Consider the following 22,584-nt stretch of genomic DNA (forward strand, 5'->3'; position numbering starts at 1 on the left):
CCCTAGCGACCGCTCCGGAGCGACTCGGCACCAGGACCGGGAGAACATGCACAGAAGACGAGTAGTCCCGCAGCACGTTTGAGGCCGGCGCGCCCGCGACAGAGATGTGGACATGTCATTGAATGCGTCGCACAGCGCACATTCCTGCGCCCCCGTCCTCTCCACCGAGGTACGGGCGGCCCTCGCCACGCACCACCCCGTCGTGGCTCTGGAGTCGACGATCATCGCCCACGGCCTGCCGCGCCCACGCAATCTGCGGGTCGCCGAGGAGCTCGAAGAACTCGTACGGTCCGCGGGCGCGGTGCCCGCCACGATCGCCGTACTCGACGGACGGGCCCACATCGGCCTGGACAAGGACCAGTTGGAGCGGGTTGCCACCGACCCGGCGATCCGGAAGCTGGGCCACCGGGGCCTCGCACCGGCTCTGGCGGCGGGCGCGAGCGGGGCGACGACCGTGTCCGCGACGGCGTTCCTGGCCGCGCACGCGGGCCTGCGCGTCTTCGCGACCGGCGGTCTCGGCGGCGTACACCGGGGCTGGACGGAGACCCAGGACGAGTCCGCGGACCTCCGGCTCCTCGCGCGGACCGGCATCACCGTGGTGTGCGCGGGGGTGAAGTCGATCCTGGACGTTCCCGCGACGTTGCAGCGCCTGGAGACGCTCGGTGTCGGCGTGCTCGGTTACGGCACCGACCGTTTTCCCGGCTTCTACCTGAACAGCTCGGGCGAACCGGTCGACTGGACCGTACGGACGCCCGAGGAGGTCGCGGAGGTGATGCGGGCCCAGGACGCGCTCGGCGGTCCCGGTTCCGCGCTGATCGTCGCCAACCCCGTGTCCGTGGACGATCAGTTGGACCCCGCGCTCCATGACCGCGTGCTGGCCGAGGCCCTGGACGCGTGCCGGGAGCGCGGCATCGTGGGCCAGGCCGTCACGCCGTTCCTGCTGGACCGGCTGATGCGTGGGACCGGGGGCGCTTCGCTGGAGGCCAATCTGGCAGCCGTACGCGGAAACGTATCGCTTGCCGCGCGGATCTCCGGTGCGTGGGCCGCCGCCGCGCAGGACACGACATCGCACCGGAGCCCGGCGGCCGGTCAATGACCGACGACAGGCCGATCACCGGTGACGGGCCGATGGCCGACGACGGACCGATGCCCAACAGCGGATCAATGGCGGACGACAGGCCGAAGACCGACAGCGGGTCAATGACCAACAGCGGGCCGATGAGCGGCGGCGGTCTGCTCGTCGTCGGGGACGTGGTCACCGATGTAGTGGCCCGGCATGCGACGGCACTGGTCCACGGTACCGACACCTCGGCCCGGATCCGTACTCTCCCCGGCGGCGCGGGCGCCAACGTCGCCTGCTGGGCGGCGCGTTCGGGCTGCCGCGACGTACGGCTGCTGGCCCGCGTCGGCGCCGACCGTGCGGTCTGGCACCGTGACGCGCTCCGACGGGCAGGGGTACGTTGTCTGCTGGCCGTGGACGACGACGTGCCGACCGCCACCGTCGTCGCCCTCGTCGATGCCGCCGCCGAGCGCACCTTCCTCACCGACAGCGGTGCCGTGCTCCGTCTCTCCCCCGGCGACTGGTCGCCGTCGATGCTCGACGGCATCGCCCATCTCCATCTCTCCGGATACCTCCTCTTCGCCGCGACGAGCCGGGCGACGGCCCTGCTCGCCCTGCGGGAGGCCCGTCGGCGGGGGGTCACGGTGAGCGTCGACCCGGCGTCGGCCGGCTTCCTCGCCGAGCTGGGCGTCGACCGGTTCCTGACAGCCGTGGAGGGCACGGATCTGCTGCTGCCCAATGCGGACGAGGCCCGGCTGCTCACCGGACTACCCGAACCGGCCGACGCGGCGGCCAAGTTGAGCCTTCAGGTGCCCCGGGTGGTCGTCACGCTCGGCGAGGACGGGGTCCTGCTGGCCGTCGCGGGCACGGTGACCCGGCGCATCCCGGCTGTTCAGGTGCGGGGTGCCGTGGACTCGACGGGTGCGGGCGACGCGTTCACCGGTGGCTTCCTCGCGGCGCACCTCGCGGGGGCGGACGACACCTCGGCCTTGGCGGCGGGCTGCCGGTCGGGGGCGGAGGCGGTCACCACGGTGGGGGGCCGCCCCGGTCCATGACGCACCCGGCTCGCCGGATCGGCCCCGCCCGCTACCCGCTCCGCCCCCACCCGGTCCAGGCGGGGTGCATGGGATCGTCGGCCCGTACGACCGCGTCCGCGCGTCCGCCGGGCGCCACCTCGTCCTCGTACCGCGCGAAAGCGGGCAGGGTCCAGCGCTCGCCCGCCCCGGTACGCCGCCGCAGTGCGCCCGACGACAACCGCAGATGGACGCTCAGGTCGAACGGGAACCAGTGCCCCAGCAACAACGGACCGTGCACCACCAACACACCGCCCTCGGGCAGGTGTTGATACGGACTACGCGTGGCTCGGTCCGTCACCGGATCCCAGAGATCGGGCAGCACCCGCCCGCTCCCGCCCGCCTCCAGCGGCCCGAACACCTCGCGCCACAGCGCGCCCGTGTCGAACCAGCTGTCGTAGTACGAGTCGGGGTCCTCCTTGCCGTACTCGTACCGAAGACTCGCCGGCCGCAGGAAACCCTCGGTGGACACCACCAGCACCGCACGCCCCCGGACCCGCAGCGCCTGCGCGACCCGCCCGGCCAACTCCCCGGTACGGGCCGCCGGGGCGCCATCGACCGCGACTTTCAGCCAGGGCCCGGCGTCGGCCGGCTCCAGACCGTCGGCGTGCGCGGCGCAGGCTTCGGCCAGCCGTTCCCAGGTGATCGCTTCGAATCGCACCCGACCATCATCGCCCCGGCCCCTCGCCCGGGCGCCGGCCGTCCCGCCGACGGGGTGCCTCCTCGCCGCTCCCCACCAGGTGGTTCCGGGCCAGCCGCACCACTCGGCCGGCGAGCGGGCGCAGGCCCGGTTCAGTGTCGGCGGCCGCTTCGGCGAGCCGGCGGATGTCGGCGAACCACTGCCCGGTGACCCGGTCCTGGGCGTCGATGCGCCGGAAGCCGCGCTCCAGCAGGCCCCGGGCGGTCTGCGGCTGCCCGCGCAGTACGGCCTTGGTCGCGGCGACCGCATTGGCCAGGGCGCTCGTCGGCCGCGACCAGTCGTCGCCGCGCGCCGCGGGGTTGTCCTGGTCGTAGCCGGCCACGTGGGCGACCGATGACGCCACGATCTCCAGGTCCACGCGCCAGAAGAGCGGCAGCCATGGGCGGCGGCGCTGGGGCGTATCCCCGAGCTGAAGTTCGAGGTGGTGGACGTCCGGGCGAGCGTCCATGCCCTGGTGATCGACTATCGCAACCAGATCGGCGGCCGGGTCGGTGAGGTGCTGACCTTCCGCGACGGCCTGGTGATCTCCGGCTTCGGGGCATACGGGGAGACCGCTCGCCGGCTGACGGCCGCGCCGGCGGCGGTGGGCGGGTGCGCGTCACGCGGTCTACTTCTTCGCGCCGCAGTCCACCGCGTCGGCGTCGTCCGAGAGGGCGCTGCCCTCGGGCAGCAGATACGTCGCCCAGATCACCACAGGTTCGGTCCCCAGGTTGCGTCCGATGTGGCGGTGCTTGGCCCCGGACGGCTCGATGAAGGACGAGCCCGCGGATATCACCTCGACCGAGCAGTCGTCCATAGTGCGCGTCAGCGTCCCGGACTTGACGACGGCGATGACCTGACCGCTATGAGTGTGCCAGCCGGTGGAGCCGCCCGGCTCGACGGTGATGGTCCGGAAGGTCACCTCGGTGCGGCCGTTCGGGGTCTTCACCTTCAGCTTCCCCTCCGATGTGCCCTTCGCGAGCACCGTGCCACTCACACCGCTGCCGGGTGTGGCGACGGCTGCCGACGGCACGAAGCCGAGCGCGGCCGCGCAGCCGTCCATGCCCAGGACTTTGGCGGGTCGCGCCTGCTGTACGTGCTGCCCGCGGTTCCCCTGCTGTCTTCCGGCCTTCACGTGCGACTCCTCTGCCTCGGCGTCCCGGACCGGACGTTCCGAACCGGAACCCCGGACCGGAAATCCGGAACCGGTCATGTCAAATGCCCCCACGCTACCCGCGAGTTGACCCGCGAAACCCTCGCGGTCCGACGGTCGCCCCACGCGCCGTTCCGGTCATTCGCCGCGGAGTTCGGCGACGAGCGGCCCGTCGCCAGACACCTCGATGCGCCCGTCCTTGACGGCCTCGGCGAGCGTCAACTCCCCCCGTCCGAGCGCCAGGCAGACCTCGACGTCAAGGGCGATACGGGCATCGGCGTGGTCGGCGGGGCCATCCCCGTAGACCGCCTCGGCAGCCGTCGAATCCCCCGCCCCCCCGGCTGTCGCACCACCGGCGCGTACATGGAACTCGCCCTCGTCCAACTGGACTTCGACGACTCCGGCATGGGTCAGCCCGTCCAGCGCGCGCAGCAGCGGAAGCGCGAACCAGTGCGCCCGCACCGCATCGGTGGGCCGCCGCTCGGTGAGCGCGGGCGCGCCCCACTCCGCGAGGGCGGCGAGTACGGGCAGCAGTCCGCGACCGCGCCCCGTCAGTTCGTACACCGAGGCCGCGGCGGGCGGTGGGAGCCTGCGGCGGGTGGCCAGGCCGCCCTGCTCCATGTCCTTGAGCCGGGAGGCGAGGACGTCGGTACTGACGCCCGGCAGGTCGGCGTGGAGGTCGGTGTAGCGGCGGGGGCCCGCCAGCAGTTCACGGACGATCAGCAGAGTCCATCGGTCGCCCACGGAATCGAGGGAGCGTGCGGTGGCGCAGAACTGGTCGTAACTCCGGCGGCGGGCCGGGCGGGTTGCGGACTGTTGCTGACGTGGCATGCGACGCAGTCTAGACATGTTGTTGGACTTTCCAAGCCCGAGCTTGGTAAAACCAAGTATCGCAATCAGGTCGGGGAGGCCACCGCATGGAATTCCGGCAGTCCAGCAAGCTCAACGAGGTCTGCTACGAGATCCGGGGCCCGGTCATCGAGCACGCCAACGCCCTGGAGGAGGCGGGCCACAGCGTGCTCCGCCTCAACACGGGCAACCCGGCACTCTTCGGTTTCGAGGCGCCGGAGGAGGTCGTCCAGGACATGATCCGGATGCTTCCGCAGGCCCACGGCTACACCGATTCGCGCGGCATCCTGTCCGCCCGCCGGGCGGTGGCGCAGCGCTACCAGGCGATGGGGCTGGCGGACGTCGGGGTCGACGACATCTTTCTCGGCAACGGCGTCTCGGAGCTGATCTCCATGGCCGTCCAGGCGCTCCTGGAGGACGGTGACGAGGTGCTCGTCCCGTCCCCCGACTATCCGCTGTGGACCGCGGTGGTGACCCTCGCGGGCGGCAAGGCCGTGCACTACACCTGCGACGAGGCCTCGGACTGGAACCCGGACCTCGCGGACATGGCGTCGAAGATCACCGACCGCACCAGGGCCGTCGTGATCATCAACCCGAACAACCCGACCGGTGCCGTCTACCCGCGCGAGGTCCTCGAAGGCATCCTCGATCTGGCACGCAGGCACGGCCTGATGGTCCTCGCCGACGAGATCTACGACCAGATCCTCTACGACGACGCCGAGCACCACAGTGTGGCGGTCCTCGCCCCCGACATGGTCTGCCTCACCTTCAGCGGTCTGTCGAAGACGTACCGGGTGGCGGGGTTCCGCTCCGGCTGGATGGTGGTCTCCGGCCCGCAGCAGCACGCCCGCAACTATCTGGAAGGGCTGACCACGCTCGCCTCCATGCGCCTGTGCCCCAACGCGCCCGCGCAGTACGCCATCCAGGCGGCGCTCGGCGGCCGGCAGTCGATCCGGGAACTGGTCGCGCCCGGCGGCAGACTGTACGAGCAGCGCAACCGGGCCTGGGAGAAGCTGAACGAGATCCCGGGCGTGTCGTGCGTGAAGCCGAAGGGCGCACTATACGCGTTCCCGCGCATCGACCCGAAGGTGCATCCGATCGTCGACGACGAGAAGTTCGTCCTGGACCTGCTGCTCCGGGAGAAGATCCAGGTCGTGCAGGGAACCGGCTTCAACTGGCCGCGGCCCGACCACTTCCGGATCCTGACCCTCCCGTACGCTGACGATCTCGACGCGGCGATCAGCCGCATCGGCCGTTTCCTGACCGGATACCGCCAGTGATCGGATGCCCCCGGTGACCTGCCCCGTCTGCCGCGTTCCCGTCCTCACCCAGTTCGCCTCGCCCGAACTCGTCGGCCCGATCGTCGAGGGCGGACTCGATCCGGCCGCCGATCCCGCGTGGGCGGAGTCGGGAGCGGCGTCACCGGCCGAGTACGCGCGCTGGTCCGGTCATCTGTGCGGCGTGACCTGCCTGCGCATGGCGCTCGGCACCGGGGAGGGCTCGGGCGCCGTATCGGCCCGGGCCGCCGGGGCCCCGTCCCTGTTCGCGCTGCGCGACGGGGCGCTCAAGTACGGCGCGTACACGGAGGATGCCGAGGGGGTGATCCGGGGCCTGATCTACGCGCCCTTCGCACAGTACGTACGGGAAGTGCACGGACTCGACGCCACGGTCCACCGCCACCTCTCCGTGCGGGAGATCCTCGATCTGCTGGACGGTGGCCGGACCGTCATGGCCTCGGTGCACCACGGCATCCGGCATCCGGAGCGGCCCGCTCCGGGGCTGGGCGGACATCTGGTGCTGCTGACGTCCCGTACGGCCGACGGCGCCGGTGTCCACTTCCACAACCCCTCGGGCACGACGGCCGGGACGCGTGTCGCGGACCTTCCGCTGCCCGGTTTCGAGCGCTTCTTCGCGAGGCGCGGGGTGTCGCTGCCCGCGAGCGGCGCGTTGTCCGGAACGGGAGCGGGCCCGGGGGCGTAGCCGGCCCCCGAGCCCTGGTGTGCCACCCATGCGGCACGCCGACACTTTTAAGGACCCATGTCAGGTTTATGTCGCCGCGTCCTGCCTTTAGACGACCGCAGATCGAAGCTCTGCGAGCCGGAGTCGAACCGGCATCTCGACGCCCATGGGCACGGGCCCGTTTGATTCGGCGATGGGTGGCGAATGCTGAGTCTGGAGCAAGAGTCTGAGATTGATCGCGGTCTGCCTCTGCCATTTGGGCTACCCCGGCCCGTTCATGTGCGGGCCGCACAGAATGCCGGGGGGAGGACTCGAACCTCCACTGGAACCGCGTCGTCACGACAAGCTTCAGTTTCAGCTTGCGCTCCTCGCGCACCCCGGCCGCAGTGAACGGCCGGGGAATCAATGGTCGGTCACCCGAAGAGGTAACCGAATACCGCATCACCCACCCGCTGGTCGGTGACGTCCACGCCGTTGGCCTCCTCGCGGGCGAACTTCACGGCCTGCTGGAGCTTCTCCACCCGGTCCAGCAGTTCGTTGACCCGCCGCGCGGGCAGGGCTCCGGAGAACTTCACGGTCGTCCAGTACCCGATCGGCACGTCCTCGTAGTACACCTCGACCTGCGCCGGATGCTTGTCGGTGGCCTCCGCCTTCACGTGGTTGCGGGGCACCTTCTTCGTGCGGAGTGTCCGCACCGGCTCGGTCTTCCAGGAGTCCGTCGACGGGTCCTGGGTCCAGGCTTCGGCGGCATCGAGCACGGGAAGCCTGCGGACGAAGGTGTTGATGTCCGTCAGCTGCTTCTCCAGGAAGAGCAGATACGACACCGGCACCTCGCTCACGAGGACCCGTCCGTCGACCTTCACATCCGCGCGGGCCGCGCAGTTCGCCCAGTCCTTCGTGGCGGTCACATCGAAGAGCCGGGTCAGGGTCGTCGCGGTCTGTCGCAGCACGTCCTCGGCCTTGATCTGCACGAGTGTCGACTCGGGCGGCAGCTGCTCGCCCTCCTCGTCCTTCGGCTGATACGTCCGGGAGATCCCGGCCAGCAGACCGGTCTTCTGAAGGCCGTGATGCGCCGCCGTCAGGTCCTGGTGAGCCTTGGACTTGACGCCCTTCTCCACTGCGATGATCTGATTGAGTTTCGCCACATCGAGGAAGCTAGCAGCGCCGAGCCGATGGGAACCAAGGGTTTTTTCACAGCAACGGCCCTTCAACGGCCATCGAAGGCGCGGGGTACGCGGGCGCGGCGGGATTTCGGTGAATCCGTCGGATTCGGTGAAGCAGTGGGATTCGGTGAAACCCCTGGATTCCGTGAAGCAGTGGGATTCCGGTGAAGCCCCGGTCCGACCCGTACGGGTGGTTTCCGGTGGGTGCTCCCATGTCCTGCCGCCGTCCGGCGCGCGTCGCTTGCCACAGTGAGCCCCGCGCATCCGCGCCGCAGGCCCTCACGGACGCCCGCGCAGACTCCGAACGAAGGTTCCCGCCTTGCCTCGCTTCCCCCACTTCACCCGTACGAAGGGCCTCACCGGCCCGAAGCAGCACACCGCACTCACCGCTGCCGCCGCCCTGACCGTCCTGGCCGTGGGCACACCGGTCGCGTACGCCACGCTCGGCAACGAATCCCCCTCCGCCTCGCGGCCCGCAGCATCGTCCGTCGCCGTGCGCGGAAAGGCCTACATCGAGACCCGGCTGTTCTTCGGCACCGAACGCCCTGACGGCGGACCGACGGTGACCGACGGTCAATTCCTTGCGTTCGTCGACGAAGAGGTCACACCGCGCTTCCCGAACGGGCTGACCATCCAGGACGGCCGAGGCCAGTGGCGCGACTCCAAAGGGGTCATCGAACGGGAGCGCAGCTACGAACTGACCCTGCTCTACCCCGCGTCCGAGGCCCGCGTACGCGATGCCCAGATCGAGCGGATCCGCGACGCCTACGAGAAGGCCTACGCCCAGGACTCGGTGGCTCGGCTCGAAGAGCGCACGACCGCCGACTTCTGACACCCGACCGCCGACTTCCGGAACAAGACGACGATCTACCGCTGGTGGCCCTCGAAACCGGCGCTCCTGCGGGCGGCCCTGGTCCATGCCCGGGTCCTCGACATCGACATCCCCGACTCGGGCAGCCTCCGCGGGTGATCTGATCGCCCTCACCGAACAGATCACCCGCCTGCTCACCGACGGGCGCACCGAACCTGTCGCCCGCGCCATGACCTCGGGCACCGGCCTGCCCGACGACGAACTCGCCGCCCTCACCCGCGACTTCTTCGCCGATCGCTTCTCCCGTGAACAGCCGGTCTTCACCCGCGCCGCCGCCCGCGGCGAACTCCCCGTGGACGCCGACCCGATGCTGCTGCTGGACCTGATCGCGGGGGCGGTCTGGATAGGTGCTGTTCCGCCGCGAACCGGTGCCGGCGGACTTCGCCCGGGATGTCGTCGATGCCGTACTGCCTCGCTGACGGCGCCGGGAACGGGCGCGGACCGGCCGGGTTCAGCCCCCGCCGAGTTCCATGAGTGCGCCCACCGGGTCGGAGTCCGGGGTGGCACGGGGCCACCAGTCGTCCTCGCCCGGCTCGGATTCGTAGCCGTACCAACGGCCGTCGTGGCCGAAGCGGAGCTGGAGTGTGCCGCTGGGGTGGGTGAGGTGGTTGCGCCAGGGGTGGAAGCGGGGGAAGTCGGCGGCAGCGAGCGCGGGGCGGGCACGGTCGAAGGGGCCGGCCGGAGGGTCCCAGGGTGTTTCGAGGACGGCCAGTCCTTCGGCGTCGCCCTGGCGCCAGGCTGCGACGGCCCGGGCCAGGTCGGTGGGGGTGCGGCCGGTGGCGTACGCCAGCTCGCGGTAGAGGGCGCGGGTGGTCGCGGTGAGTCCGGCGGTGGGCCGGGACGCGGCCAGCCGCACCGCGTCCTGCCAGGCGGTGAGACCGGCGAGCGGGTCGAGGCCGGTGGTGAGGAGCGCGTGCGCACGGGCCGCCGCGTCCGTGGCCAGGTGGTCGAGAGCGAGTGGGTCGCGGGCGCCGGGCAGGCTCGGGTACGAGGGTGGCTGCCCCGGGTGCGGCAGGACCGGGAGCGGGGCGGGGAGCGGCGGGAGGTAGCGGTCCGCAAGGGCTTCGCCGGCCGGCACGGAGGGGGTGGCGGGAGCGGCGGGGCGTTCCCGGGCGGAGTGCGCGGCGTTGCGGCGGCCCAGCTCTTCGAGGAGTTCGCGCTCGCCCCGGCCGCGCAGCAGCAGAAGGACGAACGGGTCGGCGTCCAACAGCCGGGCCATCTGGTAGCAGAGGGCGGCCACATGCTTGCAGGGCCAGCCGTGATCGGGGCAGGAACAGCCGGGATCGAGATCGCCCGCGGTGGGCAGCAGCCCGATTCCGGCCTCGGCCGCCGTGTCGGCCAGCGAGTGCGGCATCTCCTTGGCGAGCAGTGCGGCGAGGTGACCGGGGCGGGCAGCCACCGCGTCCAGGAAGATGTCCCAGTCGGTGTCGGTGAACGACCGCAGACGCAGCTCGGCGCGGTAGGGGCGGGGGCGGCTGCCGTGGACGTAGGCGACGACTCGTCCAGGGGTGACGGTGATCGCGGCGACCTTGCCGCTGTCGGCGTACGTACGGCCGCGGAAGAGCCGTCCCTCGTCCATCGATAGGGATTCCAGGGCGGCCACCCAGGCGCGGCCCCACCAGCTGTCCGCGAAGGGTTCGTCGCCGTCGCAGGTGCGGGGCGGCACGGCCTCGAAGGTGCGCCGCAGATCGTCGGGACCGGGGCGTGACCTTGCCGCCGGCCGACCGCCCGGCCGGGGCTCGGGGCGGGCGTACGGACGGGGCAGGGGCTGCGGGCGGGGGCTCATGACGGCGGCCTCCGGAGCGAGACGAGATCGGCCAGGTCGCGGTCGCTGAGCTCGGTCAGCGCGGTCTCGCCGGTGCCGAGGACCGTGTCGGCCAGGACCCGCTTGGTCCGCAGGAGCTCGTCGATCCGGTCCTCGACCGTGCCCTCCGCGATCAGCCGGTGCACCTGCACGGGCTGTGTCTGGCCGATGCGGTACGCCCGGTCCGTGGCCTGTTCCTCGACGGCCGGGTTCCACCAGCGGTCGTAGTGGATGACGTGGGCGGCCCTGGTGAGGTTCAGTCCGGTGCCCGCCGCCTTGAGGGAGAGCAGGAAGACCGGGACCTCGCCGGACTGGAAGCGGTCCACCATCCGTTCCCGCTCGGCGATCGGTGTGCCGCCGTGCAGGAGCTGGGAGGGGACGGCGCGCGAGGCGAGGTGGGCGGAGAGGAGCCGGGCCATCGTCACGTACTGGGTGAAGATGAGGACGGAGCCGTCCTCGGCAAGGATCGTGTCGAGGAGTTCGTCGAGCAGGGCGAGCTTTCCCGAACGGCCGGTGAGGCGGGTCGGCTCCTCCTTCAGATACTGCGCGGGGTGATTGCAGATCTGCTTGAGCGAGGCCAGCAGTTTCATGATCAGACCGCGCCGGGCGATGCCCTCCGAGGCCTCGATGAACGCCATCGTCTCGCGGACCGCCGCCTCGTAGAGCGTGGCCTGTTCGCGGGTGAGGAAGACGGGGTGGTCGGTCTCCGTCTTGGGCGGCAGCTCGGGGGCGATGCCCGGGTCCGACTTCTTGCGGCGCAGGAGAAAGGGCCGGACCAGCCGGGAGAGCCGTTCGACCGCTTCGTCGTTGGCGAGCCCGGCGGCCGTACCGGTGTTCTCGACGATACGGGCGTGGCGGGCCCGGAACGCCTTGAGCGGGCCGAGCAGTCCGGGAGTGGTCCAGTCGAGGAGGGCCCACAGCTCGGAGAGGTTGTTCTCCACGGGCGTGCCGGTGAGGGCGACCCTGGCCGGGGCCGGGATGGTGCGCAGCGCCTTCGCCGTGGAGGAGTGCGGGTTCTTCACGTGCTGGGCCTCGTCGGCGACGATCAGTCCCCAGCTGTGGTCGGCGAGTTGCGCCGCGCTCGAACGCATCGTGCCGTACGTGGTGAGGACGAAACCGCCGTCGGGATCGGCGAGTGTGCGGCCGGTGCCGTGGAAGCGGCGCACGGGGACGCCGGGGGCGAAGCGGTTGATCTCCCGGTGCCAGTTGCCGAGGAGGGAGGCGGGGCAGATCACCAGGGTGGGCGCGGGGTGGGCGCGGTGCAGATGCAGGGCGATGAGGGTGATCGTCTTGCCCAGGCCCATGTCGTCGGCGAGGCAGCCGCCGAGGCCGAGCGAGGTCATCCGGTCCAGCCAGGCCAGGCCGCGCAGTTGGTAGTCGCGGAGCGTGGCGTCGAGGCCGGGCGGCGGGGCGATGGTGGTGTCGTCGGCGGTGATGCGGGTCCGGAGCGCGGCCAGCGCGCCGACGGGCACCGCTTCGACCTGTTCTCCGTCGACTTCGGCGCGGCCGGTCAGCGCGACGGCGAGGGCGTCGACCGGACCGAGCAGCCCGAGCTCCCGCTTGCGCGCCTTGCGCACGAGCGCGGGGTCGACGACGACCCACTGGTCCCGCAGCCGCACCACCGGCCGGTGGGCCTCCGCGAGAACGTCCATCTCCGCCTCGGTCAGCCGCTCGTCGCCCAGCGACAACTGCCAGTTGAAGGAGAAAAGCTGCTCGGCGTCGAAGAACGAGGTGCCGTCGGTGGCGGAGCCGGGAGCGGGCCGCACGACGGCGGCGGCGGTGAGGGAACGGGCGAGCTCCCTGGGCCAGTGGACACTCACCCCGGCCGCCGCCAGCCGGGCTCCGGCGTCGCCCAGCAGCTCGTACAGCTCGTCCTCGTCGAGCGCGAGCACATCGGGTGCCGGCTGGTCCAGCAGCCGCTCCAGCGGCGTCCAGACGCGGGCGGCGCGGCGCAGTGCGAGCACCGCGTCGATCCTGGCCCGGGGACCGAACGGCTCTCCGGCCCCGCCGTGCCACAGGGCGGCGGCGTCGACGACGTAGGTCGGGTCGGCCAGGCTGTGCACCTGGGTGATGGCCGCGGCGGCGTGCCGCGCAGCGCCGGGACGGATATCCGCGGCCGTCGCGGCGGAGGCGTCGTCGTCGATGCCGTTTCGGCCGTTGTCGGCGTCGTGGCCGTGGCCGTCGCCGTCCATTTCGTGGTGGACGGCGTACGTATCCGCCGTGTCGAAGAGCTCGTATGCCGACAGGTCGAGGCGCAGCGAGACCCGTACGCCCGCGTCGAGCCCCGCCGCGACTTCGACGGCCCAGTCACGGGCTTCCGGCAGATGCTGGGCCTCACGGGCCGCGAAAGGTGCCCCCATCGCGTATGCGGCGGCGGGCGTACGGGGCAGGGTGTCGGCCACCGCGTCGAGGAACGTCCCGAGCAGCCACTCCGGGTCGGGGACCTGGAGCGGTGCGCGGTCCGGGAGCGGGACCGCGTACCCCTCGGCCGGCATGGCGGCGGCGATCGCACGGAGGTGGGCGATGTCCTCGGCATCGCGCGGTCCGGCCCGCCAGGCGTCGTGATCGTCGCCTGTCAGGCCGGGAAGCAGTCTGCCGCGCGCCACCAGGTTGAGTGACTGGAGCGCGGCGGCGCCCCAGCAGCGGGTCGCGGGGTGGGCGGACTGCTGGTACCGGGCGCGGGCCAGCAGCGGCACGGCCTCGCACAGGGGCAGCAGGACCGCGGGCACCGCACGCCGTCGCACGCCGTCCTGCTGTCCGTGCCGACGGACGACGGTGATCTCCGCGACGACCGCACCGGGCGCCGCACCCTCACGATCCGCGGAAGTGGCCTGTTCCGGGAGGGGACCGCCATCGGGATCCCAGAAGGCGACGCGCCCGTCCCTCGGCAGCGATGCCGGAAGGAAGACCGCAGCACATCTCAGAAGGCGGACGGCGGACTCGTCCAGCCGGTGTTCTGCCGTGGTCATCGGTCCCCTCCCGTCCCGCCCTGATCCTCGTGATCGTCCTGATCCCTATGACTTCTGCGAGTCTAGGCGGGGGGTCTGACAACCGGTCGCGCACCCGCATTTCAGCAGGTCAGAAGTTCAGTGCGTGGTTCAACGCCCGGTCCGGCACCCGGTCCATCGCCGGGATGGATCCACGCATGCCTCAGTGCCTGGTGAACGGCTTCGAACGAGACGGCCGCGCGTGTGCGGTGCCCGCGAGAACAGCGGGCGTGGGTACAGGCGCCCCGGACTGCGACTTCTGCGCCCGCGTCCGTGGCTGCGGCTGCGGCTGCGGCTGTGCCTGACCGGTGCGCTCGGGCTGCGCCTGGGCCGGACGCTCGGGCTGCGCCGGTGCCTGCGCGGGGCGCTGCGGCGGCCGCACGGCCTGCCGCGGCTGCAGCTCCGTCTGCTGGCCGGGCTGCTGGGCCCTCTCCAGGAAGCGGAGCAGCTCCACCGGGAACGGAAGCACCAGCGTGGAGTTCTTCTCGGCCGCGACCGCGACCACCGTCTGCAGCAGGCGCAGCTGGAGCGCGGCCGGCTGGCTGGACATCTCCTTCGCCGCCTCGGCGAGCTTTTTCGACGCCTGAAGCTCGGCGTCCGCGTTGATGACGCGGGCCCGCCGCTCACGGTCGGCCTCGGCCTGCCGGGCCATGGAGCGCTTCATCGTCTCGGGCAGCGAGACGTCCTTGATCTCCACGCGGTCGATCTGCACGCCCCACCCGACCGCCGGGCTGTCGATCATCAGCTCAAGACCCTGATTCAGCTTCTCGCGGTTGGACAGCAGATCGTCGAGGTCGCTCTTGCCGATGATCGACCGCAGTGAGGTCTGTGCCATCTGCGAGACCGCGAACCGGTAGTCCTCCACCTGGATCACCGCATTCGCCGCGTCGACCACCTTGAAGTAGATGACAGCGTCGACCCGCACCGTCACGTTGTCCCGGGTGATCCCGTCCTGCGCGGGCACCGGCATCGTCACGATCTGCATATTGACCTTGTGCAGCCGGTCGATGCCGGGGATCACCATGGTGAATCCGGGCCCTCGCACATCGTTACGAAGCCTGCCGAGCCGCAGCACGACACCCCGCTCGTACTGCTTGACGACCTTGGCCGCCGCCGACAGGTACAGCGCACCCGCCGAGGCCGCAGTCACTATCGCGATCACGAGCTCCTGGACCATGACGGCCCCCTGAATGCCGAAATAACGAAACACGACAATCAATCGCTATTACCACGGTATGCCCACTATCAACCGATATGAACATGGGTCGCGGCTCTCCGCTTACGGCTGTCCCCCGCCCGGCCCCGCCCCGGATGCAGGGTCGCCGGGGAGCGGGCAGGGTGACCAGCGTCACCACGTTCTCCGCGGCGTACGCAGTGCCGTGGCGCGAGCGGTGCTGACGGCTGAGCCGGACGAGACAGACGAGGACCCGCCCATGCCCGTGATCGATCACCGACGCCGCCTTCTCGGCACAGCGGCCGGGACCGTGCTCCTGACCCTCACCGTCGCAGGCTGTTCCGGCCTCGGCCGGACCGCGGTCGGGCCGGTCACCTACACGACGGAGCGGAATGCCGTGATCATGGTGAACAGCCCCTCGGTGAAGGGCTGCCACCGGCTCGCTCCCGCAGGTGCCAAGGAAGTGACCAACGGCACCCTGATCGACATCCTTCTGTACCGCACACCCGACTGCACCGGGCCGGGTACGACGTACGTCGCGACGACGGTCAGCGACGTCACCGGGGTCCGTAACCTCCCGTGGCGCAGCTTCACCACTGTCCACTGACCGGTGGTCACCCCGCCTGTACTGACGGACCGACCAGCCGTCGCCGCTATTGCACTGACTGGATGACCAGCCGTCAACACACGGCGTACCGAGGGACCGTTGGCGTCGAAGCCGTCAGCATCGACGCCGTCGGCATCGTCGCCGTACGGCCGGCCCGTCAGTACACCGGGTACCGCTCGGCCGGCCACGCGACCGCGTGCTCGAACTCCACGCACAGGTCGTCGGCCACCTCCGTGATCACCGCGCGTCCTTCGGTCGCGACCAGCCAGGACGGCGGAAGGTGTACGTCCCCGTGGCGGGCGCCGAGCAGATTGCCGCAGACCGCACCGGTGGAGTCGCTGTCGCCCGAGTGGTTGACGGAGAGCAGCAGCGACTGGGCCACCTGGTCGGCGCCCGGCAGCACCAGGGCGCAGTACACGGCGATGGCGAGGGCCTCCTCGGCCACCCAGCCCGCGCCCAGCGTCTCCACCTTCTCAGCGGTCGGCTCGCCCTTCGCGGCCAGGTCGACGGCCGCGCGCAGGGCCGCCGTCGTCTCCTCGTGCCCCGGGTGGCGGCGGAGCAGCTCCATGGCCCGCAGTACCGCGCCCGCCATCGAGTCGCCCTCCAGGAGATGGGCGACGATCGCGGCGAACGCACCGGCGGCGTACGCACCGGTCGGGTGGCCGTGGGTGATCTGCGCGCACCAGTGGGCGAGCCGGAAGCCCGCCTCGGCGTCCTTCCCCACCAGCCCGAAGGGAGCGGACCGCATCACCGTGCCGCACCCCTTGGACCCGGTGTTGACGGGACCGGGCTCGCCGAGCCGCCTCGACGGTTCGGGGACATGGCCGGTCGCGAGGCCCGTCAGGCAGGCGTTGCCGGGGGCCCGGCGCGCGTACAGCCAGGGCTGCTGCCTGAGCCAGCCGGTCCGTACCGGGTTGTCGCCGCCGCGGGCCGGCGGAGCGGGGTGGTTCTGGGTGTCCAGCCAGCGCAGATAGGCGTTCCGCACGATCCCGATCTCGGCACCGCCGATGCCCTTCGACCTCGCCCGGGAATGGGCCCTGATCAGCCCTTCTGCTGTGAACAGGGTCATCTGTGTATCGTCCGTGACACGTCCGACGACCCCCTCCTCGTCCGCGACAAGTCCTTGCACACCGTGTTCACCGTGCGCGCGGCGAATGCCGGCGAGCGAGAGGAACTCCACGGGGTTTCCCAGGGCGTCCCCGATCGCTCCGCCCAGCAGACAGCCCCGGACCCTTGCCCTGCGACCGACGCGGTCCCCCCATGATGTGCCGTTCACGCACGATCCCCTCAATCCCATGTCGGTATGTCCCCAAAACGGCGTCGCGGGTCCATCCTGGTAGGAGAGGGCGATTGCCATGCGTACAGGTAATGAACCGACGACTGCCCGCAGTCCTCTGCGGCTGCGGCTCGGCCTGAGTCTATGGGGGCTGGCCTGGGCCGTCTTCGGCCTGACGGCCTTCACGCTGACCGGCCGTCCGGGGTGGGCCGTCGCCTGCGGTGCGCTGCTTCTGCTGGTCCTTGTGGACATGGCGGTGATCGTCCACCACATCCACCAGGGCCCGCACTACCAACCGGGCCGCAACATTCCGCCGTACGAACCCGACCACGGCGGGCACGGCAGGTACAGGCACTGACCGGGACGCGACGTCCGCCGGGCGGCCAAGCCGCCCGGCGGAGCGGTGTCGGTGTCAGTTCTCCGTACGGAAACGGGCCGCCTTCAGGTACTCCGGGTTCGGGTCGAGGGCCGCGGCCAGCCGGAAATGGCGGGCGGCCCGGTGAGAACGGCCGGAGCGTTCGAAGGTGCGGGCGAGCGCGAAGTGCGCGAAGGCGTTGTCCGGTTCACGCTCCAGGACGAGTTCGAATTCGAGCTCGGCGGGACGCAGTTGGGCGGCGGCGAAGAAGGCACGCGCCCGCAGCAGGCGGGCGGCCGTGTTCTCCGGATGGGCCGCGATCACCGAGTCCAGCAGCTTCACCGCACCCCGGGGATCGCGCGCCGCCAGCAGGTGTTCGGCCGCGCGGAAGTCGATGACGTCGGTTTCCGGGGTCCTCTCGGGCACGATTGCATCCTTCCCTTCGCTACGCGGCTCTCAACACCCGGCCGACGCCCGGTATTCCGGTACGCAGGTCAGCCGGCCGCGGCCCGCTTCGTCAGCTCCGACCAGACCTTGCGGACCTGCGGCTCCAGTTCCTCCAGTGGTCCGTCGTTGTCGATGACCAGATCGGCCACGGCACGCCGTTGCTCCCGGGTGGCCTGCGCGGCCATCCGGGCGCGGGCCTCGGACTCGGTCATTCCGCGCAGCCGTACGAGCCGGTCGAGCTGCGTCTGCGGACCGGCGTCCACGACGACGACCAGGTCGTAGAGCGGGGCTAGGCCGTTCTCGGCGAGGAGGGGAACGTCGTGGACGACGACCGAGTCGGGGCCCGCGGCCCGTTCCAGTTCTGCGGAACGGGCACCGACCAGCGGGTGGACGATCGCGTTGAGGGTCGCGAGCCGGTCGGCGTCGGAGAACACGATCGAGCCGAGCCTGGGGCGGTCCAGGGTGCCGTCCGCGGTGAGGATGTCCGCGCCAAACGCCTCGACGACGGCCGCAAGCCCGGGGGTCCCCGGCTCGACGACCTCCCGGGCGATGCGGTCCGCGTCGATCAGCACCGCTCCGTACCCCACGAGCATCCGGGACACTTCACTCTTGCCGGCGCCGATCCCGCCGGTCAGGCCCACTTTCAGCATGCCGGGCAGCCTAGTGCCCCTCCCGGCAGGCCGGTGGGGCCGGTCAGATGTCTCCCTCGCGCTCCGCGAGGAACCGCTCGAATTCGAGACCGATCTCGTCGGCCGACGGCAGGTCGACCGGCTCGGCCACCAGATTGCCCCGGGTCTCGGAGCCCGCGACCGCGTCGTACTGGTGCTCAAGGCCCTCGACGAGCGAGACGAGCTCCTCGTCGCCCTGGTCGATCTGCCGGTCGATCTCGGTCTGGGTGCGGTGGGCCTCCGTACGCAGCGCATGGGCGACGGTCGGCAGGACCAGGCCCGTCGCGGCCGTGATCGCCTCCAGGGCGGTGAGCGCCGCGTCCGGGTAGGCGGAGCGGGCAACGTAGTGCGGTACGTGGGCGGCGACGCCGAGGACGTCGTGTCCGGCCTCCATCAGCCGGTACTCCACCAGGGCCTCGGCGGAGCCGGGAACCTGCGCCTCGTCGAACGGGCTGCGGTGGCCGGGCATGAGGTCCGTGCGGTTGCCGTGCGGGGTGACGCCGACGGGGCGGGTGTGCGGGACGCCCATCGGGATGCCGTGGAAGTTCACCGCGAGGCGGACGCCGAGGCGCTCGACGATCTGCTCGACGGCGGTGGCGAAGCGCTCCCACTCCACGTCGGGCTCGGGCCCGGAAAGCAGCAGGAAGGGCGCCCCGGTCGCGTCCTGGACGACCCGGACGTCCAGCGTCGGCGTCTCGTAGGCCGCCCAGCGATCACGCCGGAAGGTGAGCAGCGGGCGCCGCGCGCGATAGTCGACGAGCCGGTCGTGGTCGAAGCGGGCGACGACCTGGTGCGGCAGCGTTTCGAGTAGGCCGTCGACGATCTGTTCACCGGTCTCGCCCGCGTCGATGTATCCGTCGAAGTGGTAGAGCATGACCAGGCCGGCCGACTCCTGGGCGAGCGCCATGTCGACGACGGCCAGTCCCTTCGGCTCCCATTCGTACAAACTCTGCGGATCAAGCACGGTTACCGCTCCTCCTCGTGTTCCCTGAGAAGAACGCCGGACGGGGCACGAGCATTCCCGGACCATGCCCCTTCACCCAGCGGTTCATGCCAGAACTTGCGCGACAACGCGGGTGTGCTGTGCCGTCACCGCCTACGGGACGTTGTCGGTACGGGACGCTACCGGTACGGACGTTGACATTCATGTCGGTGAACACCTCGACGTGGGAATCGAGTTGACGACGGAAGCCGAGTCGCACCGGCCATCCGTGAACAATGGCCCATACCTTGACATGGCCTCACCTCGTCCCTACCGTCACTGGGCAGCAAGTTCAGGGATTCGCCTCAGGTTCACGTACGGGAACCTCTCGAACTCTTCCGACGGGAAGGCAATGACGTCCTGGTCGACGGCAACAAGGGCTCCCGTACGACCAACAATGGCTACGAGACCCACACCCAGCAGAGCGGCTGGGGCTGCGGCACCGTCTTCCGCAACGACATCTCGGACCTGTCCGGCTCCACGGGCAACAAGCAGATCGCGTTCAACGTCACCAACTACAGCGCGAGCTGTCCGACCACCGTCTACAGCGGCAACACGGCGACCGGCGGCGAGGGCCTGACCAATATCACCGTGACGCCGTAACGGCCCACGCGGCGACCTCGCGCGGCCCCGGACACGAGTGAGGCCCGCCCCCCGAAGGGAGCGGGCCTCACTTTTCAGCTACTGCGGTCGATCACCGACCGGAGGGGGCACGGAGCGTCAGCTCTGGCCGCCCGCCAGCTTCTCGCGCAGGGCAGCCAGGGCCTCGTCCGACGCCAGGGCGCCGGAGTTGTCCGCGGACTCCGAGGAGTACGAGCCGCCACCGCTGCCGCCGGAGGCAGCCGGGGTGCCACTGGCCGGGGCAGCAGCGCCCTCGGCAGCAGCGGCCTCGTCGGCCTCGCGGGACTTGATGACCTGGGCCTGGTGCTGCTCGAAGCGCTGCTGCGCCTCGGCGTACTGCGTCTCCCACGCCTCGCGCTGGGTCTCGTAGCCCTCGAGCCAGTCGTTGGTCTCGGGGTCGAAGCCCTCGGGGTAGATGTAGTTGCCCTGGTCGTCGTAGGACGCGGCCATGCCGTACAGGGTCGGGTCGAACTCGACCGAGGCCGGGTCGGCACCGAAGGACTCGTTGGCCTGCTTCAGCGAGAGGCTGATGCGGCGACGCTCCAGGTCGATGTCGATGACCTTGACGAAGATCTCGTCGTTGACCTGGACGACCTGCTCCGGGATCTCCACGTGGCGCTCGGCCAGCTCGGAGATGTGGACCAGACCCTCGATGCCCTCGTCGACGCGCACGAACGCACCGAAGGGAACGAGCTTGGTGACCTTACCGGGAACGACCTGCCCGATCTGGTGCGTACGGGCGAACTGCTGCCACGGGTCTTCCTGCGTCGCCTTGAGCGACAGCGAGACGCGCTCGCGGTCCATGTCGACGTCGAGAACCTCGACGGTGACTTCCTGGCCGACCTCGACAACCTCGGAGGGGTGGTCGATGTGCTTCCAGGACAGCTCGGAGACGTGCACGAGACCGTCGACGCCGCCGAGGTCCACGAACGCACCGAAGTTGACGATCGAGGAAACGACGCCGGAGCGGACCTGGCCCTTCTGCAGGGTCGTGAGGAAGGTCTGGCGGACCTCGCTCTGGGTCTGCTCCAGCCAGGCGCGGCGGGACAGGACCACGTTGTTGCGGTTCTTGTCCAGCTCGATGATCTTGGCCTCGAGCTCCTTGCCCACGTAGGGCTGGAGGTCGCGGACACGACGCATCTCGACGAGCGACGCCGGCAGGAAGCCGCGGAGGCCGATGTCGAGGATGAGACCACCCTTGACGACCTCGATGACGGTACCGGTGACGATGCCGTCCTCTTCCTTGATCTTCTCGATGGTGCCCCAGGCACGCTCGTACTGAGCGCGCTTCTTCGAGAGGATCAGGCGGCCTTCCTTGTCCTCCTTCTGGAGAACCAGGGCCTCGATCTCGTCACCGACCTTGACGACCTCGTTCGGGTCGACGTCGTGCTTGATCGAAAGCTCGCGGGAGGGGATGACACCTTCGGTCTTGTAACCGATGTCGAGGAGAACCTCGTCCCGGTCAACCTTGACGATGACACCGTCAACGATGTCGCCGTCGTTGAAGTACTTGATCGTCTCGTCGATCGCCGCGAGGAACGCGTCCGCGTCGCCGATGTCGTTGACCGCAACCTGCGGAGTGGTGGCGGTGGTCTCGGTGCTGCTCGTCATGTGGGAAAGGGCTCCGGTACGGACAGTGAGTCGTAGGTACTGCTACGCCGGGAGCCCGTATCGCCTCTGCAGAAGCCGGACAGCTCGGGAAGCACCGGACCCGCCGAACGGGAAGCGCCTCGTGAACCGAGGGGACATGCAACAGATGCGAGCGCGGCCTGCTAGGTCTGAGGCGCGCAGGCTCGCAGCGCAACTTGTAGCATACGGGGGCAGCCGGGCACGGTCAATGCGCGAAGGCGCACACCCGGGGCACAACGGCCCATTTCCGGCACATTTCGTGTTCTCCGAGGCCACATCGGCCCCGGGAGACAATTGGGTGAGCACGGAGCCGTAAGGACAGGCACCCCTGGTTACGTACCGCGTGCGGCGGGGTGAAGGCAAACTACAACGACGGAAACGATGAGCCAAGAGATCCACCCGGCCGAGCCCGAAGCGACACGCCGCAGCGCGTCGCAGGCCGAGAGCAGCCGGGCCAGTCGCGGCTGGTGGGACCGGAACGCCGACGAGTACCAGAGCGACCACGGCTCCTTTCTCGGCGACGACCGTTTCGTCTGGGGTCCGGAGGGGCTCGACGAGGCCGAGGCCGCTCTGCTCGGCCCCGCCGGGTCGCTGAAGGGCCTGGACGTCCTGGAGATCGGTGCGGGCGCCGCGCAGTGCTCGCGCTGGCTCGCCGCCCAGGGGGCCCGTCCGGTGGCCCTGGACCTCTCGCACCGACAGTTGCAGCACGCCCTGCGGATCGGCGACGAGGTCCCGCTGGTGGAGGCGGACGCGGGGGCGCTGCCGTTCCAGGACTCCTCCTTCGACCTGGCGTGCTCCGCCTACGGCGCCGTGCCGTTCGTCGCCGACCCCGTGCAGGTGTTCCGCGAGGTGCACCGGGTACTGCGTCCCGGGGGCCGCTGGGTCTTCTCGGTGACGCATCCGGTCCGCTGGGCGTTCCCGGACGAGCCGGGGCCCGAGGGTCTCTCGGTCGCCGCCTCGTACTTCGACCGCACCCCCTACGTCGAGCAGGACGAGCGGGGCGACGCGGTCTACGTCGAGCACCACCGGACGCTGGGCGACCGGGTGCGGGACGTGGTGGCCGGCGGATTCCGGCTCGTCGATCTCGTCGAACCGGAGTGGCCCGCCTGGAACCACCAGGAGTGGGGCGGCTGGTCCCCGCTGCGCGGGAATCTGATCCCGGGCACGGCGATCTTCGTCTGCGTACGGGACTGACGCCGGGGGCCGTCCCGGGGCCGGAAAACGGTC

The 22,584-nt window shown here is 70.6% G+C and carries 21 protein-coding genes and 3 pseudogenes; 10 read left to right on the top strand and 14 right to left on the bottom strand.

Features of this window, described 5'->3' with window-relative positions:
• Nucleotides 1-112 precede the first annotated feature (112 nt).
• The gene (locus OG306_RS08875; RefSeq protein WP_371665224.1) at nt 113-1,096 is read left to right on the top strand and encodes a pseudouridine-5'-phosphate glycosidase; all 984 of its coding nucleotides are present in this window, start codon (nt 113-115) and stop codon (nt 1,094-1,096) included.
• A 104-nt stretch (nt 1,097-1,200) separates the two neighbouring features.
• On the top strand, nt 1,201-2,115 hold the full coding sequence (locus tag OG306_RS08880) for a carbohydrate kinase family protein (RefSeq protein ID WP_266752125.1): 915 nt from the start codon (nt 1,201-1,203) through the stop codon (nt 2,113-2,115).
• A 31-nt stretch (nt 2,116-2,146) separates the two neighbouring features.
• Here the strand turns inward: OG306_RS08880 and OG306_RS08885 are convergent, their stop codons facing one another.
• From OG306_RS08885 to OG306_RS08900, 4 genes are all read right to left on the bottom strand, one after another.
• Entirely contained in the window at nt 2,147-2,794 is a 648-nt protein-coding gene (locus OG306_RS08885) for a uridine kinase (protein WP_266745553.1), read from the bottom strand.
• A gap of 7 nt (nt 2,795-2,801) precedes the next feature.
• Nucleotides 2,802-3,281: a hypothetical protein gene (locus OG306_RS08890; RefSeq protein WP_266745554.1), complete on the bottom strand. Its 480-nt coding sequence runs from the start codon at nt 3,279-3,281 to the stop codon at nt 2,802-2,804.
• Between the two features lie 159 nt (nt 3,282-3,440).
• On the bottom strand, nt 3,441-3,875 hold the full coding sequence (locus OG306_RS08895; protein ID WP_266752126.1) for a cupin domain-containing protein: 435 nt from the start codon (nt 3,873-3,875) through the stop codon (nt 3,441-3,443).
• A 228-nt stretch (nt 3,876-4,103) separates the two neighbouring features.
• Nucleotides 4,104-4,796 (bottom strand): winged helix-turn-helix transcriptional regulator, encoded by a 693-nt coding sequence (locus OG306_RS08900; protein ID WP_266745555.1) that lies wholly within the window; start codon nt 4,794-4,796, stop codon nt 4,104-4,106.
• A gap of 86 nt (nt 4,797-4,882) precedes the next feature.
• Between OG306_RS08900 and OG306_RS08905 the strand changes: the two genes are divergently transcribed.
• Together OG306_RS08905 and OG306_RS08910 are read left to right on the top strand one after the other, a co-directional pair.
• Nucleotides 4,883-6,094: a pyridoxal phosphate-dependent aminotransferase gene (locus OG306_RS08905; RefSeq protein WP_266745556.1), complete on the top strand. Its 1,212-nt coding sequence runs from the start codon at nt 4,883-4,885 to the stop codon at nt 6,092-6,094.
• 13 nt (nt 6,095-6,107) lie between these two features.
• Nucleotides 6,108-6,794 (top strand): peptidase, encoded by a 687-nt coding sequence (locus OG306_RS08910; RefSeq protein WP_266745557.1) that lies wholly within the window; start codon nt 6,108-6,110, stop codon nt 6,792-6,794.
• 275 nt (nt 6,795-7,069) lie between these two features.
• Here OG306_RS08910 and OG306_RS08915 read toward each other — a convergent pair.
• Nucleotides 7,070-7,155 (bottom strand): annotated as a pseudogene (locus OG306_RS08915).
• Nucleotides 7,156-7,186: 31 nt separating this feature from the next.
• Nucleotides 7,187-7,918, bottom strand: a complete 732-nt coding sequence (locus OG306_RS08920) for a hypothetical protein (RefSeq protein WP_266745558.1) — start codon at nt 7,916-7,918, stop codon at nt 7,187-7,189.
• Between the two features lie 337 nt (nt 7,919-8,255).
• Between OG306_RS08920 and OG306_RS08925 the strand changes: the two genes are divergently transcribed.
• Nucleotides 8,256-8,768: a DUF3574 domain-containing protein gene (locus OG306_RS08925; RefSeq protein WP_266745559.1), complete on the top strand. Its 513-nt coding sequence runs from the start codon at nt 8,256-8,258 to the stop codon at nt 8,766-8,768.
• Nucleotides 8,769-8,853: 85 nt separating this feature from the next.
• Nucleotides 8,854-9,093: pseudogene (locus OG306_RS08930) on the top strand (TetR/AcrR family transcriptional regulator C-terminal ligand-binding domain-containing protein); the annotation flags it as partial.
• A gap of 165 nt (nt 9,094-9,258) precedes the next feature.
• On the opposite strand, the gene OG306_RS08935 reads toward OG306_RS08930, so the two are convergent.
• From OG306_RS08935 to OG306_RS08945, 3 genes are all read right to left on the bottom strand, one after another.
• Complete coding sequence (locus OG306_RS08935) at nt 9,259-10,593, bottom strand: SWIM zinc finger family protein (RefSeq protein ID WP_266745561.1); 1,335 nt, start codon at nt 10,591-10,593, stop codon at nt 9,259-9,261.
• The gene (locus OG306_RS08940; RefSeq protein ID WP_266745562.1) at nt 10,590-13,580 is read right to left on the bottom strand and encodes a DEAD/DEAH box helicase; all 2,991 of its coding nucleotides are present in this window, start codon (nt 13,578-13,580) and stop codon (nt 10,590-10,592) included. The genes OG306_RS08935 and OG306_RS08940 overlap by 4 nt, the downstream gene beginning before the upstream one ends.
• A gap of 181 nt (nt 13,581-13,761) precedes the next feature.
• A complete protein-coding gene (locus tag OG306_RS08945) occupies nt 13,762-14,775 on the bottom strand; it encodes an SPFH domain-containing protein (protein ID WP_266745563.1) in 1,014 nt (337 codons plus the stop codon).
• A 256-nt stretch (nt 14,776-15,031) separates the two neighbouring features.
• Here OG306_RS08945 and OG306_RS08950 point away from each other — a divergent pair, with 256 nt between their 5' ends.
• Complete coding sequence (locus OG306_RS08950) at nt 15,032-15,379, top strand: hypothetical protein (protein ID WP_266745564.1); 348 nt, start codon at nt 15,032-15,034, stop codon at nt 15,377-15,379.
• Nucleotides 15,380-15,536: 157 nt separating this feature from the next.
• On the opposite strand, the gene OG306_RS08955 is transcribed toward OG306_RS08950, so the two are convergent.
• On the bottom strand, nt 15,537-16,676 hold the full coding sequence (locus OG306_RS08955) for an ADP-ribosylglycohydrolase family protein (protein WP_406735413.1): 1,140 nt from the start codon (nt 16,674-16,676) through the stop codon (nt 15,537-15,539).
• A gap of 58 nt (nt 16,677-16,734) precedes the next feature.
• On the opposite strand from OG306_RS08955, the gene OG306_RS08960 reads away from it, so the two are divergent.
• Entirely contained in the window at nt 16,735-17,013 is a 279-nt protein-coding gene (locus tag OG306_RS08960; RefSeq protein WP_266745566.1) for a DUF6343 family protein, read from the top strand.
• A gap of 54 nt (nt 17,014-17,067) precedes the next feature.
• Here OG306_RS08960 and OG306_RS08965 read toward each other — a convergent pair whose 3' ends face one another.
• The 3 genes from OG306_RS08965 to OG306_RS08975 all read right to left on the bottom strand — a co-directional run bounded on the left by OG306_RS08965 (nt 17,068) and on the right by OG306_RS08975 (nt 19,071).
• The gene (locus OG306_RS08965) at nt 17,068-17,436 is read right to left on the bottom strand and encodes a tetratricopeptide repeat protein (RefSeq protein ID WP_266745567.1); all 369 of its coding nucleotides are present in this window, start codon (nt 17,434-17,436) and stop codon (nt 17,068-17,070) included.
• 68 nt (nt 17,437-17,504) lie between these two features.
• Nucleotides 17,505-18,107: a dephospho-CoA kinase gene (gene coaE, locus OG306_RS08970; RefSeq protein WP_266745568.1), complete on the bottom strand. Its 603-nt coding sequence runs from the start codon at nt 18,105-18,107 to the stop codon at nt 17,505-17,507.
• 43 nt (nt 18,108-18,150) lie between these two features.
• On the bottom strand, nt 18,151-19,071 hold the full coding sequence (locus OG306_RS08975; RefSeq protein WP_371666221.1) for a PAC2 family protein: 921 nt from the start codon (nt 19,069-19,071) through the stop codon (nt 18,151-18,153).
• A 381-nt stretch (nt 19,072-19,452) separates the two neighbouring features.
• Here OG306_RS08975 and OG306_RS08980 point away from each other — a divergent pair.
• Nucleotides 19,453-19,710 (top strand): annotated as a pseudogene (locus OG306_RS08980) (right-handed parallel beta-helix repeat-containing protein); the annotation flags it as partial.
• A 117-nt stretch (nt 19,711-19,827) separates the two neighbouring features.
• On the opposite strand, the gene rpsA reads toward OG306_RS08980, so the two are convergent.
• Nucleotides 19,828-21,339 carry a 30S ribosomal protein S1 gene (gene rpsA, locus OG306_RS08985; protein WP_266745570.1) on the bottom strand — a complete coding sequence of 504 codons (1,512 nt, stop codon included), beginning with the start codon at nt 21,337-21,339 and terminating at the stop codon, nt 19,828-19,830.
• Nucleotides 21,340-21,738: 399 nt separating this feature from the next.
• Between rpsA and OG306_RS08990 the strand changes: the two genes are divergently transcribed.
• Complete coding sequence (locus OG306_RS08990) at nt 21,739-22,551, top strand: class I SAM-dependent methyltransferase (RefSeq protein WP_266745571.1); 813 nt, start codon at nt 21,739-21,741, stop codon at nt 22,549-22,551.
• Nucleotides 22,552-22,584 lie beyond the last annotated feature (33 nt).

The organism is Streptomyces sp. NBC_01241 (assembly GCF_041435435.1).
Taxonomy (GTDB): Bacteria; Actinomycetota; Actinomycetes; order Streptomycetales; family Streptomycetaceae; genus Streptomyces.

Excerpts from the sequence above, each read along its gene's own strand:
- OG306_RS08875 (WP_371665224.1), top strand. The coding sequence starts at position 113 with ATGTCATTGAATGCGTCGCACAGCGCACATTCCTGCGCCCCCGTCCTC.
- OG306_RS08880 (WP_266752125.1), top strand. The coding sequence starts at position 1,201 with ATGACCAACAGCGGGCCGATGAGCGGCGGCGGTCTGCTCGTCGTCGGG.
- OG306_RS08890 (WP_266745554.1), bottom strand. The coding sequence starts at position 3,281 with ATGGACGCTCGCCCGGACGTCCACCACCTCGAACTTCAGCTCGGGGAT.
- OG306_RS08895 (WP_266752126.1), bottom strand. The coding sequence starts at position 3,875 with ATGGACGGCTGCGCGGCCGCGCTCGGCTTCGTGCCGTCGGCAGCCGTC.
- OG306_RS08900 (WP_266745555.1), bottom strand. The coding sequence starts at position 4,796 with ATGCCACGTCAGCAACAGTCCGCAACCCGCCCGGCCCGCCGCCGGAGT.
- OG306_RS08905 (WP_266745556.1), top strand. The coding sequence starts at position 4,883 with ATGGAATTCCGGCAGTCCAGCAAGCTCAACGAGGTCTGCTACGAGATC.
- OG306_RS08935 (WP_266745561.1), bottom strand. The coding sequence starts at position 10,593 with ATGAGCCCCCGCCCGCAGCCCCTGCCCCGTCCGTACGCCCGCCCCGAG.
- OG306_RS08940 (WP_266745562.1), bottom strand. The coding sequence starts at position 13,580 with ATGACCACGGCAGAACACCGGCTGGACGAGTCCGCCGTCCGCCTTCTG.
- OG306_RS08945 (WP_266745563.1), bottom strand. The coding sequence starts at position 14,775 with ATGGTCCAGGAGCTCGTGATCGCGATAGTGACTGCGGCCTCGGCGGGT.
- OG306_RS08950 (WP_266745564.1), top strand. The coding sequence starts at position 15,032 with ATGCCCGTGATCGATCACCGACGCCGCCTTCTCGGCACAGCGGCCGGG.
- OG306_RS08955 (WP_406735413.1), bottom strand. The coding sequence starts at position 16,676 with ATGGGATTGAGGGGATCGTGCGTGAACGGCACATCATGGGGGGACCGC.
- OG306_RS08960 (WP_266745566.1), top strand. The coding sequence starts at position 16,735 with ATGCGTACAGGTAATGAACCGACGACTGCCCGCAGTCCTCTGCGGCTG.
- coaE (WP_266745568.1), bottom strand. The coding sequence starts at position 18,107 with ATGCTGAAAGTGGGCCTGACCGGCGGGATCGGCGCCGGCAAGAGTGAA.
- rpsA (WP_266745570.1), bottom strand. The coding sequence starts at position 21,339 with ATGACGAGCAGCACCGAGACCACCGCCACCACTCCGCAGGTTGCGGTC.
- OG306_RS08990 (WP_266745571.1), top strand. The coding sequence starts at position 21,739 with ATGAGCCAAGAGATCCACCCGGCCGAGCCCGAAGCGACACGCCGCAGC.